This window comes from Clostridium tertium, assembly GCF_902652255.1.
GTDB classification, from domain to species: Bacteria; Bacillota; Clostridia; order Clostridiales; family Clostridiaceae; genus Clostridium; species Clostridium tertium_A.
Genome location: NZ_CACRTO010000008.1, coordinates 69,395 through 88,322 on the forward strand (window position 1 = coordinate 69,395; position 18,928 = coordinate 88,322).

16 protein-coding genes are annotated in these 18,928 nt (G+C 28.4%); 12 read left to right on the plus strand and 4 right to left on the minus strand.

Annotated elements, in window-relative coordinates:
- The first annotated feature begins 142 nt into the window (after positions 1–142).
- The 4 genes from purD to GPX08_RS03035 all read left to right on the plus strand — a co-directional run bounded on the left by purD (position 143) and on the right by GPX08_RS03035 (position 5,890).
- Positions 143–1,390 carry a phosphoribosylamine--glycine ligase gene (gene purD, locus GPX08_RS03020; protein ID WP_156625282.1) on the plus strand — a complete coding sequence of 416 codons (1,248 nt, stop codon included), beginning with the start codon at positions 143–145 and terminating at the stop codon, positions 1,388–1,390.
- 33 nt (positions 1,391–1,423) lie between these two features.
- On the plus strand, positions 1,424–3,223 hold the full coding sequence (gene ade / locus GPX08_RS03025) for an adenine deaminase (protein ID WP_156625283.1): 1,800 nt from the start codon (positions 1,424–1,426) through the stop codon (positions 3,221–3,223).
- 348 nt (positions 3,224–3,571) lie between these two features.
- Positions 3,572–4,717 carry a 5-bromo-4-chloroindolyl phosphate hydrolysis protein gene (locus GPX08_RS03030; RefSeq protein ID WP_156625285.1) on the plus strand — a complete coding sequence of 382 codons (1,146 nt, stop codon included), beginning with the start codon at positions 3,572–3,574 and terminating at the stop codon, positions 4,715–4,717.
- Between the two features lie 27 nt (positions 4,718–4,744).
- A complete protein-coding gene (locus GPX08_RS03035) occupies positions 4,745–5,890 on the plus strand; it encodes a toxic anion resistance protein (protein ID WP_156625286.1) in 1,146 nt (381 codons plus the stop codon).
- Between the two features lie 125 nt (positions 5,891–6,015).
- Here the strand turns inward: GPX08_RS03035 and GPX08_RS03040 are convergent, their stop codons facing one another.
- Complete coding sequence (locus GPX08_RS03040) at positions 6,016–7,032, minus strand: DUF4179 domain-containing protein (protein WP_156625288.1); 1,017 nt, start codon at positions 7,030–7,032, stop codon at positions 6,016–6,018.
- 13 nt (positions 7,033–7,045) lie between these two features.
- Positions 7,046–7,582 carry a sigma-70 family RNA polymerase sigma factor gene (locus tag GPX08_RS03045; RefSeq protein ID WP_156625290.1) on the minus strand — a complete coding sequence of 179 codons (537 nt, stop codon included), beginning with the start codon at positions 7,580–7,582 and terminating at the stop codon, positions 7,046–7,048.
- A gap of 623 nt (positions 7,583–8,205) precedes the next feature.
- Here GPX08_RS03045 and GPX08_RS03050 point away from each other — a divergent pair.
- The 7 genes from GPX08_RS03050 to GPX08_RS03080 all read left to right on the plus strand — a co-directional run bounded on the left by GPX08_RS03050 (position 8,206) and on the right by GPX08_RS03080 (position 16,806).
- Positions 8,206–10,110, plus strand: coding sequence for an acyl-CoA dehydrogenase (locus tag GPX08_RS03050; protein ID WP_156625292.1), 1,905 nt, complete (start codon positions 8,206–8,208; stop codon positions 10,108–10,110).
- A 48-nt stretch (positions 10,111–10,158) separates the two neighbouring features.
- Positions 10,159–11,361, plus strand: coding sequence for an MBL fold metallo-hydrolase (locus GPX08_RS03055; protein ID WP_156625295.1), 1,203 nt, complete (start codon positions 10,159–10,161; stop codon positions 11,359–11,361).
- 651 nt (positions 11,362–12,012) lie between these two features.
- Entirely contained in the window at positions 12,013–12,477 is a 465-nt protein-coding gene (locus tag GPX08_RS03060) for a hypothetical protein (protein ID WP_156625297.1), read from the plus strand.
- Positions 12,478–12,491: 14 nt separating this feature from the next.
- Positions 12,492–13,199: a DUF5131 family protein gene (locus GPX08_RS03065; protein WP_156625299.1), complete on the plus strand. Its 708-nt coding sequence runs from the start codon at positions 12,492–12,494 to the stop codon at positions 13,197–13,199.
- A gap of 340 nt (positions 13,200–13,539) precedes the next feature.
- Complete coding sequence (locus GPX08_RS03070; protein WP_156625301.1) at positions 13,540–14,739, plus strand: MBL fold metallo-hydrolase; 1,200 nt, start codon at positions 13,540–13,542, stop codon at positions 14,737–14,739.
- Between the two features lie 221 nt (positions 14,740–14,960).
- Entirely contained in the window at positions 14,961–15,977 is a 1,017-nt protein-coding gene (locus GPX08_RS03075; protein WP_156625303.1) for an oxidoreductase, read from the plus strand.
- Between the two features lie 64 nt (positions 15,978–16,041).
- The gene (locus GPX08_RS03080) at positions 16,042–16,806 is read left to right on the plus strand and encodes a 4Fe-4S ferredoxin (protein ID WP_156625305.1); all 765 of its coding nucleotides are present in this window, start codon (positions 16,042–16,044) and stop codon (positions 16,804–16,806) included.
- 184 nt (positions 16,807–16,990) lie between these two features.
- Here GPX08_RS03080 and GPX08_RS03085 read toward each other — a convergent pair whose 3' ends face one another.
- Entirely contained in the window at positions 16,991–17,431 is a 441-nt protein-coding gene (locus GPX08_RS03085) for a YbgC/FadM family acyl-CoA thioesterase (RefSeq protein WP_156625307.1), read from the minus strand.
- 26 nt (positions 17,432–17,457) lie between these two features.
- A complete protein-coding gene (locus GPX08_RS03090) occupies positions 17,458–17,922 on the minus strand; it encodes a transcription elongation factor GreA (protein ID WP_156625308.1) in 465 nt (154 codons plus the stop codon).
- A gap of 316 nt (positions 17,923–18,238) precedes the next feature.
- Here GPX08_RS03090 and GPX08_RS03095 point away from each other — a divergent pair, with 316 nt between their 5' ends.
- On the plus strand, positions 18,239–18,781 hold the full coding sequence (locus GPX08_RS03095; RefSeq protein ID WP_156625310.1) for an isochorismatase family protein: 543 nt from the start codon (positions 18,239–18,241) through the stop codon (positions 18,779–18,781).
- Positions 18,782–18,928: the final 147 nt, after the last annotated feature.

Consider the following 18,928-nt stretch of genomic DNA (forward strand, 5'->3'; position numbering starts at 1 on the left):
AAAATGAAAAATGAAGAATTGAGGAAATAACTCTGGCAAGCAGAGTTATAAAAATTAAATTAATTTAGAGTAAATCCTTAGGATTTACTTCCTTCATTTTTCATTTTTCATTCTTAATTTTAATTTTCTCAGGAGGGGTAAAATGAAAATTTTATTAATTGGGTCTGGTGGAAGAGAGCATGCTTTGGCTTGGAAAATAGCTAAGAATGATAGAGTAGAGAAAATATTCGTAGCTCCTGGCAATGGGGGAACTGCCATTGAAGCTAAGTGTGAGAATATAAATATAACAGATATAGATGAATTGTTAAACTTTGCTATTGAAAATTCGATTGATTTAACAATAGTTGGTCCAGAAGATCCACTAACTAAGGGAATAGTAGATAAATTTAAGAATAAAGGTCTAAAAATTTTTGGACCTAGTGAAGATGCTGCAAGACTTGAAGGAAGTAAGAGCTTTTCTAAAGACTTTATGAAAAAGTATGGCGTGAAAACTGCTGAGTATGAAGTTTTTTACAATGCTAAAGAAGCTATTGGATATTTAGATAGATGTCCATATCCAACAGTGGTAAAAGCTGATGGATTAGCTGCTGGTAAAGGAGTTGCTATTTGTGAAAACAAAGAAGAAGCTATTAGAGCAGTTAATTCCTTTATGGTAGAGGATATATTTAATGGAGCAGGACAAAAAATAGTAATAGAAGAGTTTCTAGATGGAGTTGAAGCTTCAATTTTATCTATAACTGACGGGAAAACTATTATTCCATTTATCTCTGCAAAAGATCATAAACAAATTTTTGATGGCGGCAAGGGACCGAATACAGGTGGTATGGGGGTATTAGCACCTAATCCTTTTGTAACTGAAGAAGTTTTAAAAGATTTTAAAGAAAATATAATGAATAACACTTTACTTGGAATTAAAGAAGAAGGATTCGACTTTAAAGGAATAATATTCTTTGGACTTATGATAACTAAAAAAGGATCCTATCTTTTAGAATATAATGTAAGAATGGGAGATCCAGAGACACAATCTGTACTTAATTTAATGGAAAGTGATTTACTTGAGCTGATAGAAGCAGCGCTAAATGAAGAATTGGAAAAAGCTGAAGTTAAATGGAATTCTGGAGCTTGTGTAAATGTAGTACTAGCGTCAAAGGGATATCCAGGTTCTTTTGTAAAAGGATATGAAATAACTATAGAAGAAGAAGTTAAGGATAAAGTATTTATTGCAGGAGCTAAGATTGAAGATGGTATTCTAAAAACTAATGGTGGTAGAGTGTTATCAGTAGTAGGAATTGGAAAGACTGTTGAAGAAGCTAGAGAAGATACTTATAGAACTATTGAAAAAGTGAACTTTAAAGATAAGTATTTTAGAACTGATATAGGATTAATATAATATAACTTTAAGGTAAGATACGGGGGAGTAATTATGTTTAATAAATTTAATGTTAAGCCATTATGGGAAGTAAGCAAAACTTTATCAGCAGTAGCACAAGGATTTCAAGGAGCTGATATTGTAATTACTAATGCTAGACTAGTAAATGTATGCACAAGAGAAATAATTGAAAATACTGATGTAGCAATTAGCATGGGAAGAATAGCTTTAGTTGGCGATGCAAAGCATTGTATAAAGGAAAATACAAAGGTAATTGATGCTAAAGGGCAATATATAGCACCAGGATTTTTAGATGGTCACATTCACGTAGAATCATCTATGCTTAGCGTTAGTGAATATGCTCGTTCAGTAATACCTCATGGAACAGTAGGTATTTATATGGATCCTCATGAAATATGTAATGTACTTGGTCTAGATGGTGTTAAATATATGATTGAAGATGGAAAGGGTACTCCATTAAAGAATATGGTAACTACTCCATCATGTGTTCCAGCAGTTCCAGGATTTGAAGATACAGGAGCTGTAATTGGTCCAGAGGATATAGCAGAGACTATGAAATGGGATAGTGTGGTTGGATTAGGAGAAATGATGAATTTTCCAGGAATATTATTTTCAACAGACCATGCCCATGGAGTTGTAGGAGAAACATTAAAAGCTAATAAAATTGTAACAGGACATTATTCATTACCTGAAACAGGAAAAGGACTGAATGGATATATTGCATCTGGAGTTAGATGTTGCCATGAATCTACAAGAGCTGAAGATGCTTTAGCGAAGATGAGACTTGGAATGTATGCAATGTTTAGAGAAGGCTCAGCTTGGCATGATTTAAAAGAAGTAAGTAAATCTATAACAGAAAATAATGTTGATAGTAGGTTTGCAGTATTAATATCAGATGATACACATCCTCATACATTATTAAATGATGGACATTTAGATCATATAATTAGAAGAGCTATAAAAGAGGGAATCGATCCAATAACAGCAATACAAATGGTAACTATAAATTGTGCACAATGCTTTCAAATGGATCATGAATTAGGTTCAATAACCCCAGGTAAATGTGCTGATATAGTATTTATAGAAGACTTAAATAGAATTAATGTAACAAAGGTTATTATTGATGGAAATATAGTAGCAGAAAATGGAGTTTTAACTGTTGAAATAGATGAATATAATTATCCAGAAGATGCAATGAATTCAATGCATGTAAAAAATATAATAACTAAAGATTCTTTCAATATATATGTAGCGGATAAGGAAAAAGTAACAACAAGAGTTATGGAAATAATACCTGCAAGGGTTGGTACATATGAAAGACATATTGAATTAGAAGTTAAAGATGGAAGAGTTCAATGTGATCCAAGTAAAGATGTTTTAAAGGCAGCTGTATTTGAAAGACATAAAGAAACTGGAACAGTAGGATATGGATTTGTTAAAGGTTTTGGAATTAAAGAAGGAGCAATGGCATCGACAGTTGCTCATGATGCACATAATCTATTAGTTGTTGGAACTAATGATGAAGATATGGCATTAGCAGCAAATACACTTATAGATTGTGGTGGAGGAATGGTAGCTGTAAAAAATGGCAAGGTTATAGGATTGGTGCCTTTACCAATAGCAGGACTAATGAGTGATAAACCTTTAGAAGAAATGGCAGAGAAGGTTGAAGAGTTAGGAAGAGCTTGGGAGGAAATAGGATGTAATATAGTTTCTCCATTTATGACAATGGCTCTTATATCATTAGCATGTTTACCAGAGTTAAGATTAACAAATAGAGGATTAGTTGATTGTAATAAGTTTGAATTTGTCCCTTTATTTATAGAAGAGTAAAGAGAGAATATTTAAGTATAAAAAGTGTAGCTATATGGCTACACTTTTTATATATGTAGAAAGCTGTGAATTGGAGGTTAGATGGAGATCAGAATAGCTTATAATATAAGCATAATTAAAGTATATAGTTATATACATAAGGATAGATAAAATAAAATATAAAGTGAATTAATAAAGCTTTATGGAGTACTAATAGGATAATTGTAAAAAAAATACTTATATAAATTTGGGAAATTGTAATTAATAAAATAATAAGATATAATAAACCTACAATATTTAATAAAGGCATATTATCTTATAAATATAAATTAATGTAAATTAAAAGTAAAATGGTCTGGAGGCAGGGCAATGGATAAAAAGGATTTTTCTGATTTAGAAGATCAAATTGTATCTACAGTAAAAAATGCATTTGATGCTATAGATTTTGTTAATTTAAAAAAGGATATTAGCAGTAAAACTGAGGACACTTTAAATGAATTTAAATCAAAGCTTAAGGAATATAATATTAAAGTAGGCAATGGATATGGAGTTTTAAACAAAAAGCCTAAAAATGATATATCAGAATATATTAGCAAAAGACCAGTTGGAAGTGTATCAGGTATGCTATATATGGTATTTGGATTAATGGGAAGTATAGTTTCTGGTATATTGGCATCTGTATTTCTAATACTAATGTCATTTTTTGGTGGCTTTTTTACTGCTTTGGGTGTTTTATTATTACTTTTTACAGTAAGTTTATGTTTATTCTTAAGAGGATTAAATTTAAGAAAAAGAATAAAGCGTTTTAAAAAGTATGTAAAGTTTATGGAAGACAATAGCTATTGTTTAATTAAAGACTTAGCAAAGTTTATTAGAGAAAAAGAATCATTTGTTGTTAAAGACTTAAACAAAATGATTGATTTATCTATGTTTATAGAAGGTCATATTGATGATGAAAAAACTTACTTTATGATTAATGATGATGTTTATGGGGACTATTTAAATTTAAAGAGACAGATAATTGCTAAAGAAAAATCAAATAAAGAAGAGTTAAAGAGTGATGTAAGTAATTCTGAAAAAGATGAAGTTAAATCTATAATTGAAATTGGAAGAGATTATATTGAACAGATAAAAATTATAAGGAATGGACTTTATAAAGAAGAAGTAGCTGTGAAATTAGATAAATTACAAAATGTTGCAAGTCAAATTCTTAATTATGTTGAGAGAAACCCTAAAAAGTTAAATGAAGTTAATAAATTTATAAATCATTATCTTCCTATTACTATAAAATTAATTAATTCTTATAAGGAGCTAAATAATCAATTAGTTCAAGGGGAAAATATTAAGAATGCTAAAAATGAAATTGAAAAGAGTATTGACCTTATAAATAATGCTTTTGAGAATCTATTGGATGATCTATTTGAAGATGTAGCTTTAGATATTTCTACAGATATTTCTGTTCTTAAAACTTTATTTAAACAAGAAGGATTAACTGAAGAAGATTTTAAAAAATAACTTTAAAATATAAAGGAGGCATTTAAAATGAGCGATGAATTTAAAGAGTCTATTGATATACAACCAGAACTAATCTTTGAACCATTTAAAGATGAAGTTCTCGATGTAAAAGTAGAAGAGGAAAAAGTTAGAGAAGAAGTAATTGATGAAATACTTTTAACAGAAGAAGAAAAAAAGATGGTAGATAAATTTGTTGATAAGATAGAAATTAATAATTCAAATTCTATTTTACAATATGGAGTTGGAGCCCAAAAGAAAATTTCTGACTTTTCAGAGACGGCATTAAATAATGTAAGAACTAAGGATTTAGGCGAAGTTGGGGAAATGCTTTCTAGTGTAGTTCATGAATTAAAGAATTTTGAAGACGAAGATGAGAAAAAAGGTATTTTAGGATTTTTTAAAAAAGGTAAAAATAAGATTTCTCAAATGAAAGCAAAATATGATAAGGTAGAGGATAATGTTAATAAAATGTGCAGCATCCTTGAAAAACATCAAATACAGCTTTTAAAAGATGTTGCTATGCTAGATAAGATGTATGAAATAAATAAAGTATATTTTAAAGAACTTTCTATGTATATCTTAGCTGGGAAAAAGAAGCTTCAAAAGCTAGAAAAAGAGGAGCTACCTAAATTACAAGAAAAAGCACAAAAAAGTGGACTTCCTCAGGATGCTCAAGAAGTAAATGATTTTATCTCTCTTTGTAACCGCTTTGAAAAGAAAATTCATGATTTAGAATTAACTAAAATGATTTCTCTGCAAATGGCGCCTCAAATTAGATTGATTCAAAATAATGATTCTTTAATGTCTGAAAAGATACAATCTACAATTGTTAATACTATTCCTCTTTGGAAAAGCCAAATAGTTTTAGCTCTTGGAGTTGCTCATTCTAGTAATGCAGCAAAGGTTCAAAATGAAGTAACAAATATGACAAATGAGCTTTTACGTAAAAATGCAGAAATATTAAAAACTTCAACTATAGAAACTGCTAAAGAATCAGAAAGAGGAATCGTTGATATTGATACACTTAAAGTTACTAATGAATCTTTAATTTCAACTCTTGACGAAATACTTAATATACAAACAGAAGGACGTCAAAAACGTAGAGAAGCCGAATTAGAATTAAGAAGCATTGAAGATCAATTAAAGAATAAACTTCTAGACTTTAAGTATTAATATGGTTAAGAATATAAATATAAATTTATATAATATTTAATAGCTTAAGTTTTAAATGCCATAGATGATTAACTAAAATCCACGGTATTTACTACCGTGGATTTTTATCTAATATTATATTTTGGCTACTCTTTAAACTTAACAATTATATTATCACTTGCACCATGATCGTAACCAGATATAGTAAATGTATCAGTTGCATCACTATCTTCTATAAAAAATAGTGCATATTCATTATTATAAAAAACTGATTCTAAGCAATTTTTATTACTATCTATAAGGAAAAAGGGTGGAACAGAGTAATAATCAGATTTTGTATTAAGGTCATAGTGTATTTTTATACTAATATCAGACTTTTCTATTTTATTTATTTTTAAGGTATCTCCATTTTTATAGTTAAGAATGTTATTTTCAGTTAGATGTAATTCTTTTTGTGAATTTGAGATACGAGATGTATTTATAGAAAAATCAAAATTCCAGTTTCCTATGATTTCTTTATCTAGATAGCCATTTTTATGATCTATAAATGAAACATTGAAAAAGTCATAGGAAAGTGAACAGTTTAAAAGTTCAGATTCTGAAATATTTTTGATATCAAAAAAACAGATATATCTTATTTTATTATCAGGCATTTCAAATAATAATGAAGATGTATATGTATATTCAATATCGTTAATGTAAAGATTAGAATAAATAGATATATCTTCTATTATATTATTAATATTTTTAGTTGGATCTTTTGAAAGTTTGCTATAGTCTATAATAGAGCTAATTATTAATTGGTTTTCTTCAATTAAAACTTCTTCAAGAGTTACAGAAATATTATCATCTGTTACTGTTTCATTTATTAGATTTGTATAATTTTTAAAATACTGATTTTGAGAAATTTTAAATATATCTTTTAAATTTCTACCAAAGGAATCTAAAATTGCATTAACATTACTTGTGCTTAATAATAAAAAAGAAATAGTAGTAAATACTATTAATGCTGCGATTTGTCTATGAATAGGTCTTTCTCTAACATAAATTTTTTCTGATACCATCTCTTTGTATTTTTTAATTTCAGAAGTAGTAAGATCAGTAGTATCGTAATCATCAATATTAATATCAATATTATTAAAAGCTTTATAAATATTCTTCATAAGATCACCTCATTTAAAAATTGTTTTTTAAGATTGAAAATAATTTTTTTCTACCTCTTGAAAGCTTGTTATATATTTGTGCTTTTGGAATTCCTAATTCTTTAGAAATGTTATCTGTAGATATGTCTTCCAAATAATATTTAACAAATATATATCGATCTTCTGGCCTTAAGTTATCTAAAAGAGATTGAATTTCATTTTGTAATTCTTTATGCAATAAATTTTCTGAAACATCTTTTTTATCACTTAATATAACTTTATCTATGTCTTCAAAATTACTATATTTTAAGTATTTACGATTATAATCAATAGCTTTAAATTTAGATATTATTACGATCCAATTTCTAAAAGAACCTTTACAATCAAATGAGTAAATATTGTTCCAAATTGATATTAGAATGTCATTAATACATTCTTCTTGGTAGTAATCTAGAGAGAATAGATGTTTTCTAACTACTCCTTTTATGAGACCACCGTAAGTTTCTAATAGTAACTGCAATCCTTTTTCATTCTTGGATTTAATATATTTAACTATAAGTTTATCCTCCAATAAATTCGCCTCCTTGTAAGTACTTACACCTTATATAACGAACATTCCACTAAAAACCTATCAAATTAATTATAAAAGTTTTGTTATTGAAGTAATATAGATAACCTAAAAATTAATAGATATAAAATTATAAGATAAAATCTTTAGAAATTGTGATTTTATTATAAAGTGATTAAGTCTATCATTAGAGTATATATTATTAGAGTAAGGTATATAGCCTTACTTTTTTAGCTTGCAGTTTGTTAATTAATTCATAAACAATTAAAAAGTAAAATATGCATGTATTTAAAATGATAATTTGGAAAGAGAAAATTTTAGTACGACTTTTTTTAAAAAATAAAAAATAAATATGGATTCTTTTGATAGTTTGAAAATTATTAGTGGATTAATTTGTTAATAATTACAATGTGAGGATAATATAAATGCAAAATAGTAAATGTTTTCAGAATAAATTGACAATAAATAGTATTAGTCTTACAATAATAATTATTAAGAAAGATAAAAAGTTGATTAATAAAATTTTATTTATTCTTATAATTACGTGCATCATAAGTTTTAGCTTTTATTATAAATGTGAATGTGTTTTGAATTTAAGAAAGCACTAAATAAAAGGAGGAAAGGGTATGTTTTTTAAGACTACAGACCAACATGAAGCTTTTCGTGCAAAAATCAGAGAATTTGCAGAGGCAGAAATAAGACCACAGGCATTTTTGTGGGACAAGGAAAACATTTTTCCAGCAGAAGTTGTTAAAAAATTAGGTGAAATGGGTGTTATGGGTACTCCGTATCCAAAGGAATATGGTGGATTAGGTAATGATGTTATAAGTTATGCTATCGCTGTAGAAGAGCTATCTAGAGTAGATGGTGGAACAGGAGTTATTTTATCAGCTCATGTATCTTTAGGGAGTTATCCAATATTTGCCTTTGGAACTGAAGAACAAAAACAAAAGTATTTAGTGCCATTAGCTAAGGGAGAAAAAATCGGTGCATTTGGGTTAACTGAACCTAATGCAGGTAGTGATGCAGGTGGAACTGAAACAACTGCTGTCCTAGAAGGTGATTATTACATCTTAAATGGTGGAAAAATATTTATTACTAATGCAGACAAGGCTGATACATATGTCGTATTTGCTGTAACTACACCTGATATAGGCGTAAGGGGAATTAGTGCTTTTATAGTTGAAAAAGGTTGGGAAGGATTCACTTTTGGTGATCACTACGAAAAGATGGGTATCCGCTCTTCTTCAACTGCTGAATTAATATTTAATAATGTTAAGGTTCCAAAGGAAAACTTATTAGGAGAAGAAGGTAAAGGCTTTGGTATAGCTATGCAAACCCTTGATGGCGGTCGTATAGGAATAGCAGCTCAAGCATTAGGAATTGCTCAAGGGGCATATGAAAATGCTTTAGAATATTCAAAAGAAAGAGTTCAATTTGGAAAACCTATAGCTCAGCAACAAGGAATTTCCTTTAAGTTAGCAGATATGGCAACTAAGTTAAGAGCTGCAAGACTATTAATATATAGTGCTGCAGATTTAAAAGAAAATCATGAGCCTTATTCTATGGAGTCTGCAATGGCTAAGATGTATGCTTCAGATATATGCTTAGAAGTAGTTAATGATGCACTACAAATATTTGGTGGATCAGGATACTTAAAGGGTATGGAAGTTGAAAGAGCTTATCGTGACGCTAAGATTTGTACAATTTATGAAGGAACTAATGAGATTCAAAGAGTAGTAATTGCATCTCATATAATAGGAAAGATGCCTAAGGGTGACAGAAAATCTAAGAAGAAAGCTGACCCATTAACAGGTGCTCGTAAGAAGATTATATTTAAGGAAGATACAGCTAAAGAAAGTGTAGACAAGCTTGTAGAAGCCTTAAAGAAGGATGGATATGACTTTACTGTTGGAATTGACATAAACACTCCGATAGCTAAGTCAGATCGTGTTGTTAGTGTAGGTAAGGGAATTGGAGAAGAGAAAAATATGGAACTTGCAAAAGCTTTAGCTATTCAAGTTGGTGCATCTATTGGATCATCACGTCCTGTAGCTGAAACACTTAAATATTTACCTCTAAACCGTTACGTTGGAATGTCAGGACAAAAGTTTAATGGAAATCTTTATATAGCATGTGGTATATCAGGTGCTGGACAACATTTAAAGGGAATTAAGGATGCTACAACTATTGTAGCTATTAATAATAATCCTAATGCACCAATATTTAAGAATTCAGATTACGGTATCGTTGGTGACATAATGGAAATAATGCCACTGTTAACAGCTGCCTTAGATAACGGAGAACCTAAGAAGGAAGCTCCTCCTATGAAGAAGATGAAGAGACACGTTCCTAAGAAGGTTGCACCTAGTTGGAAGACTTATGTATGTAGTGGTTGCGGATATGAATATGATCCAGCAGTAGGTGATGAAGAAAGTGATGTAGCACCAGAAACTCTATTTGAAGCTCTTCCAGAAGAATGGATATGTCCGGATTGTGGTGAAGAAAAATCTAATTTTATAGAGGTTTAATCTTTATCAAAAGTTAAAATTTTCATAGTCAAAAAGGAGGATTAATTTATGTTTTGTGTAAGAAAAGTAACTGAAGACCTTTATTGGGTAGGCGGTAATGATAGACGTCTTGCTCTATTTGAAAATATTCACCCAATTCCAAGAGGGGTTTCATATAACTCATATTTATTATTAGATAAAAAGACAGTATTATTTGATACAGTAGACTGGTCAATATCTAGACAGTTTTTAGAAAATATTGAAGCTGTCTTAAAAGGTAGGAAATTAGATTATTTAGTTGTAAATCATATGGAGCCAGATCATGGAGCTTCTATCGAAGAGATAATTATTCGTTATCCAGAAGTTAAAATTATTAGTACAGAAAAATCATTCTTATTAATGAGACAATTTGGTTTCAATATTGATGGTAGAGAAATAGAAGTTAAAGATGGATATACAAAGTCTTTTGGTAAACATGAAATTAAGTTTATAACTGCACCAATGGTCCATTGGCCAGAAGTTATGGTTAGTTTTGATACTAAGAATGGAGTTCTTTTCTCAGCTGATGCCTTTGGATCTTTTGGAGCATTAGATGGAAAGTTATTTAATGATGAAGTGAACTTTGAACGTGATTGGATTGATGATGCTAGAAGATACTATACTAATATAGTTGGTAAGTATGGACCTCATGTGCAAGCATTGCTTAAGAAGGCAAGTACTCTGGATATTAAGATGATTTGTCCATTACATGGTCCAGTTTGGCGTACAAATTTAGGCTATTTTATAGACAAGCATGATAAATGGAGTAAATATGAGCCAGAAGAAAAGGCTGTAATGATAGTATATGCATCAATGTATGGTAATACAGAATCAGCTGCTAATGCGCTAGCAACTAAATTCGTTGAAAAGGGAATAACTAATATAGTTATGTATGATGTATCAAATACTCATGTATCCACATTGATTGCTGAAACATTTAGAGTGAGTCATATAGTTTTAGCTTCAGTAACTTATAACTTAGGTATATATCCATTAATGCATAATTATTTAATGGATATGAAGGCACTTAACCTTCAAAATAGAACTATTGCTTTAATAGAAAATGGATCTTGGGCAACTAAGTCAGGTAAATTAATGGGAGAATTCCTTGATGGAATGAAGGGAATGAACATATTAGATGATAAAATGTCATTAGTTTCTTCTATGAAGGAAGATAATGTTGTAGATATGGATGCACTTGTTGAAGGTGTTATTGAATCTATGAATAAATAATATATTAGATTTATATAGTACTTAAAATAAAGAAGGAGCTGTTATATTACCAGCTCCTTTTTTATTATGTCTATTTTACTAAAGTTATAGTTATTATATATATTTGTATATATTTATGATTTAATATAGTATATAGACTATATTGCTATGGGCAATCTTTAAAGGACGAGGTGTTCTACAAAAAGAAATACAAGAGCTAGAAGAAAAGGTATTTACAGAATGGCTGCCAAACTCTGATGATGAATACGCATATGTTTATATATAGAAGTTTATTTAAATGCAGATCTAATTAATTCATAATTTGAAGTTTGGTTACCTATCATAGAGAAATAATTAAACTTAAAATAAATATATTATATTGTTATAAATTATAATAAATTTTCCAATAATATTAATGTTAAGTTTATGCTAACAATAATTATTTTTGGAGGGAATATGAATAGAGAAAGTAGAAATACAGCTTATTCTAGAGCTAAGGAAATGATGATTGCAGGAGAGTCTTGGGATAAGATAATGGAAGAAACAAGACTAAGACAAAAGGACTTAAAGAGAATACAATCTACAGAAATAAGTCCTAAATTCTAATTGATGAAAATATGTCAGGCTAAGGCCTGACATATTCATAAATAATACATAATAATGGGGGAGAGTATGGTACATTTAGTTTATTGTGATAATGTAGGTAAAAAAGGAGAAAAAGTTCTTGATAAAATTATTTCAGGAACTAAGACAATGGTTGTAAGAGGGGCTGCAGGAAGAAAAATTCCTCATAGTCGTGTTTTTTTGGGAGAAAAGCTTTATTTTATGGAAAAGGGTAGTATGAAAATTACTCATTCTGCTATTATTTCCAATGTTGAAAATTATACTAAACTTACTGAAGATGAAATAAATGAAATACTTGAAAAAAAACAAGAAAAACTTAATTTATCAGAAAAACAAAAAGTTCGTTGGCATAAGAAATGCCTTTGTTTAGTAGAATTTAATGATGTTAAAGAAATAGAGCCTTTAGATTTTGATCACCAAGCTAATATGGATGATTGGCTAATAATTGAAAAGATTGAGGATGTAGTTGTAGGTACAAGTATTCCTTATAATTATGAAAAATCTAAATTTTAAAAGGATGATAAATTATGGCTATGTGGAATCCGTGGCGTGGTTGTCACAAGTATAGTGAAGGATGCAAGTTTTGTTATATACATAAAGGTGATGCAAAAAGAAAAGTAGATACCAACATAATTACTAAAACAGATAATTTTTATGCTCCAATTCAGAAAAATAAAAAGGGTGAATATAAAATTAAATCAGGACAAACGGTTTATTTATGCTTTTCATCAGATTTTTTTATTGAAGAAGCTGATAAGTGGAGAGATGAATGTTGGAAGATGATTAAAGAAAGAACAGATTTACATTTTATATTCTTAACAAAGCGCATTGAACGATTTATGAATTGCATTCCAAGGGATTGGAATGATGGATATAACAATGTAACTATTGGTTGCACAGTAGAAAATCAAGAAAAAGTTGATTTTAGACTGAATATTTTCTCTTCTTTACCAATTAAACATAAAAATATTATATGTCAGCCTCTTATTGAAGAAGTAAATATTGAAAAATACTTAGATGATGTAGAACTTGTTGTAGTAGGAGGAGAATCTGATAAATTTGCTCGTCCGATTAATTATGATTGGGTTCTATTTATTAGACAACAGTGTATAAATAAAGGGGTTAGCTTTGAGTTTAGGCAATGTGGAAGTAATTTTATCAAAGATGGAAAAAAGTATACTCTTCAGGCTAAAGACTTATGTAAGCAAGCTAAAAAAGCAAATATAAATTTATAAAAATTTAATAATATATAAATTCATAATATAAAGTTATACAAAGTTTTGTATAACTTTTATTAATGTAACAATAGTTTAAAGTGAGCAATAATATATATTTGACACTATATTTTTTTTATTTTATAATAATAATTATTGTTTGAAATTATATTGTTTAAAATCAAATTTAATGTTATATGATATGGAAATAAAGATAGATTAATAGTAATTTAATAGTTTGTAGTTATTTTATAAGTAATAAAACTATACTTATCTGGGGAAACTATATGTAGTTTTTGTGGTGAAAAAAATTATTATACATAGAATAAGTTATAGATGAATAGTGAAGAGGAGGATAATAATGTTTTGTGTTAGAAAAGTAGTAGAAGACATTTATTGGGTTGGTGGTAATGACAGGAGACTTGCGTTATTTGAGAATTTACATCCACTACCAAAAGGTGTTTCATATAATGCATATTTATTATTAGATGAAAAAACTGTATTATTTGATACAGTGGATTGGTCTATTTCAAGACAATTTTTAGAAAATGTAGAAGCGGTATTAAACGGGAGAAGCCTAGATTATTTAGTTATTAATCATATGGAACCAGATCATGCTGCATGTATTGAGGAAATAATACTTCGTTACCCAGAAGTAAAAATAATTAGCACACAAAAGTCATTTGTATTTATGAACCAATTTGGATTTGATACTGATGATAGAATAGAAGAGGTAGCTGATGGGGATACTAAATCTTTCGGAAAGCACGAATTTAAATTTATTACTGCACCTATGGTTCACTGGCCAGAGGTTATGGTAAGTTTTGATACTACAACTGGAATATTATTCTCTGCTGATGCCTTTGGAACATTTGGAACATTAGATGGTAAACTATTTAATGATGAAGTTAATTTTGAAAGAGATTGGATTGATGAAGCTAGAAGATATTATACTAATATAGTAGGAAAATATGGTCCACATGTACAAATTCTATTTAAGAAGATTAAGGACTTAGATATAAAGATGATTTGTCCACTTCATGGACCAGTTTGGAGAAATAACTTATCATACTTTATTGAAAAATATGATAAATGGAGTAAGTATGAGCCTGAAGAAGAAGCTGTAATGATAGTTTACTCTTCAATGTATGGAAATACAGAATCTGCTGCAAATGCTCTTGCTACTAAATTTGTAGAAAAAGGAATAACTAATTTAGTAATGTATGATGTATCTAACACTCATGTTTCTACATTAATATCTGAAACATTTAGAGTTAGTCATTTAGTTATAGCTTCAGTTACTTACAATTCAGGAATATATCCTCCAATGCATAATTATTTAATTGATATGAAGGCATTAAATCTTCAAAAGAGAACAGTTGCATTAATTGAAAATGGCTCATGGGCATGTAATACAGGAAAATTAATTGGAGATTTCTTTGCAGGAATGAAGAATATGACAGTGCTAGATAATAAGGTAACACTTTTATCAGCAATGAATGATAAGAATATTGTTGATATGGATTCGTTAGTGGACAACGTTATTGAATCAATGAAATAAATACTTGAAGTTAAAATCTGCGGTTTATATCGCAGATTTTTTATTATCAAAGATATTCTTCTAAATCACTACGAATACTTTTTCTCAAAAATTATTATATTAAATATATAAATGAAAGTTATAACAATATAGATTTACTAAAAAATATTAAATTTTGATATTTATTTTATTCTCTATAAGTTAATATAATATTATAGAATTTATAACTTAGGAGGAATATTATGCTTACAATTGGGTATATAGGAAATGGAAAGAGTACCAATAGATATCATTTACCTTTTGTATTACAAAGAGAAAATATAAGGGTAAAGACTATTTATCAAAGAAATCCCAAAAATGAAGCTTGGGATAGAATAGAAGGAGTTAATTACACTTCTAATTTAGATGAATTATTAAAGGATGAGGAAATACTGTTAATTGTTATTTGTACTATGCAAGACAGCCATTATAACTATGCTAAGCTAGTATTAGAAAATAATAAGCATTGTCTAGTAGAAAAGCCTTTTATGGAAACATATAAAGAAGCTAGGGAAATATTTGATTTAGCAAAATCAAAAGGATTAATAGTTCAAGCGTATCAAAATAGAAGGTTTGATAGTGATTTTCTAACAGTTCAGAAGGTAATAGAAAGTGGGAAGCTTGGAGACTTGTTAGAGTTGGAAATGCATTTTGATTATTTTAGACCTGAAACACCTGAAGGAACAAAAGCATTTTCACCATATGGATCATTTTTATATGGACATGGATGTCATACCTTAGATCAAGTTATAAGTTATTTTGGTAAGCCGGATAGTATTAAATATGATGTTAGACAGCTTCTAGGTGAAGGTAGAATGAATGATTATTTTGATTTAGATTTATACTATGGAAATTTAAAAGTTTCAGTTAAATCTAGTTACTTTAGAATAAAGCAAAGACCAAGCTTTATAGTCTATGGGAAAAAGGGTTGCTTCGTAAAGGAAAGTAAGGATAGGCAAGAAGAGCATTTAAAAATGTTTTATATGCCTACTAATAAAGACTTTGGAATAGACTCTTTTGAACACTATGGAACTTTAACTTATATAGATGAAGAGAGTACAATTCATGAAGAAAAAGTTAAGTCAGTAAATGGTGATTATGGAAGAGTATATGATGATTTATATGATGCTATAGTAAATAATAAGGAAAAGAAAATTAAAGATGAAGAAACCTTATTACAGCTTCAAATACTAGAAGAGGGAATAAAGAATTTGTATTAAAATCCGAAATAAAGATAGGTTGTATAATAGATAGAGTTAAATTTAGATGGGAGATATAGAACATATGAAATTATTTGAAATTTATTTTAGTCCCACAGGTGGAACTAAAAAAGTAGCAGATTTAATAAGTAAGCAATTTGATTATGAAAGAATAGAATTAGATTTGTTAAATGAAATGGAAGATTTCTCGAAATTTACCTTTAGTGAAAAAGATCTTTGTATTATAGCAACTCCGTCTTTTGGTGGGCGTGTTCCCATGGTAGCAATGTCTAATATTAAGAAACTAAATGGAAATGGTTCAAAAGTGATTTTGGTAGCAACATATGGGAATAGAGCATATGAAGATGTGTTATTAGAATTGAAAGATACATTAACAACATTAGGATTTGTTAGCATTGCAGCAATTGCTGCAGTTACAGAACATTCCATTATGCATCAATTTGCTACTGGTAGACCAGATTTACAAGATAAAGAAGAATTGATAAAATTCTCTGATAAGATTAAAGAAGTTTTAAAAGAGGTAAAGGATACTAAAGATTTATATGTACCAGGGAATAATCCATATAAAGAATATAAGGTTATTCCTTTAATTCCAGAAGTAAGAGAAGGATGTAGTAAATGTGGTCTCTGTGCTATAAAGTGTCCAGTTAATGCTATTTCAAAAGAAAATCCAACATTGGTAGAAAAAGAAAAATGTATTTCCTGCATGCGTTGCGTATCTATTTGTCCAAGTAAATCTCGAAGTGTAAATAAAGGGTCATTATTGGCAATTTCAAAAAAATTAGAAAAGGTATGTTCTGAAAGAAAAATGAATGAACTTTTTTTATAGGTTATTGAAAAAAATGAATAATACATAACTTAAGAAATTGTCTCAAAAAAAAAGAGGTTTTGATATACAAAACCTCCTTTATTTTAAAGATACTCTTACAAAAAAATCTATAAATATTTTTTATAAGTATTCTTTTATTTATAAATTTTTTTATTCTTTAATTAATAAAATGCTTAGTATTTTATCATATTATTGAATTTTCATCGCAGACTTTTTTATAATTAGCAAACATTTCATGTAACTCAGGAAAAGATCTTTTTAATGAAAGAATTTTATTATCCTTTGACATAAAACAATGCTTACTTGTACCTGTGCATCTAATTTCTTTAGTTTCTTTATCTCTAATTACATAATTGACAGTTAGTTTAATTCCTGTGTATTCTCCAACTGTAGGTATAATTTCTAAAACATCATTAAAGTGAGTCATAGATTTGAATTCACATTCAATCCCTAGAACAGGACTTATTATACCTTTTTCTTCAGTAACATCATATCCAACGCCTAATTTTTCCATTAGATATACACGAGCTTCTTCAAACCAACGAATATAGTTACTATGATGTATTATACCCATTTGATCAGTTTCATAATAATGTGCTTTATGTTCGTATGTTATTAATTCCATAATATACCTCTCATAATTCTTATATTTTATAATATTTCAATAACCTCAACAGTATATTTATCTTCAGGAGCTATTACTTCAACAATATCCCCAACTTTCTTTCCTTTAAGTGCTAATCCTAAATCAGATTCGATGCTTATACACATATTTTCAGGATCAGAATCCATAACTGTGACTAAAGTAACGATATCCTCAAATTCATCTTCAATGAATTTAATTTTAGCCTTACTATTTATTCCTAGAGTAGAACTATCTATTTCATCATCAGCTATAACAGTAGCTGTAGAAATCATATTTAACAAATATTGTATTCTATTATCATTTTCTCTGTAGTTTGCACAAGCTTCCTTATATTCTGCATTTTCAGATCTATCTCCATGAGCAGCAGCTATGGCTTTTTCTTTAGCAATTTCAGCCCTTTTAACAGTCATTCTATATTCTAATTCTTCTCTTAACTTTTTTATATTTTCTTCAGTTAGAGTATTATTCATAACAATTAATCACCTCTTAAAAAATATCATGATAACATTATATAATATATATAAGAAAAATAAAAATTATTTGATTAGATAAAATTGATATAATATCATTTGTTATGTAAAAGATAGGATAAGTGAGCTCTCTATTAGTAATAAAAGAAAACATTAATTTTTTATAGTATAAACCTATTTTATTAATAAATTGGTATAATTTATAATAGGTAAAACTAAAATACATGTGTATGGTTTAAATAGTATATAAAAGATAAGGTATAATCTTATAAAAAGAATATATTGATTATAGTATAAATGAGAAGGAGAATATGATATGGGGAAGTTATTAGTAGTTATTGATTTTCAAAAGGATTTTGTAGATGGTGCTTTAGGGTTTGAAAAGGCTGTAACCTTAGAAGATGATATTTATAATAAAGTAGAAAGTTATTTAAATGAAGGGCATAAAGTGCTATTTACTTATGATACTCATGAAGAAGATTATTTAGAAACAAGGGAAGGGAAGAATTTACCGGTAGTCCATTGTATTAAAGGAAGCAAGGGACATGAGTTATATGGAAGACTCGTAGATTTTAAAAATAGAAAGAATACATTATATTATGAAAAGTATGGTTTTGGTATATCTCCTAAAGATATGGTTAATATAGCTGAAGAAATTGGAAATGATATAAGTGAAATAGAAATAGTAGGAGTAGTAACTAATATCTGTGTAATAAGTAATTTTGTAATGTTTCAATCACAATTTAGAGAAGCAGAAATTACAGTAGATGCTAGTCTATGTGCAAGTTTTGATGAGGCTTTACATGATAAGACCTTAGATATTATTTTAGGGTTACAGGGTAAAGTTATAAATAAGTAAATAAAGATTGAAAAATAAGAGGATAACAAATTTGAAAGCGTTATTCTCTTATTTTTATAACAATTTATTGTAAGGGTAGAAAATAAAATGTATAATATACATATAATAACAAAAATAGAACTAATTAATATAATTGGGTGGAATTTT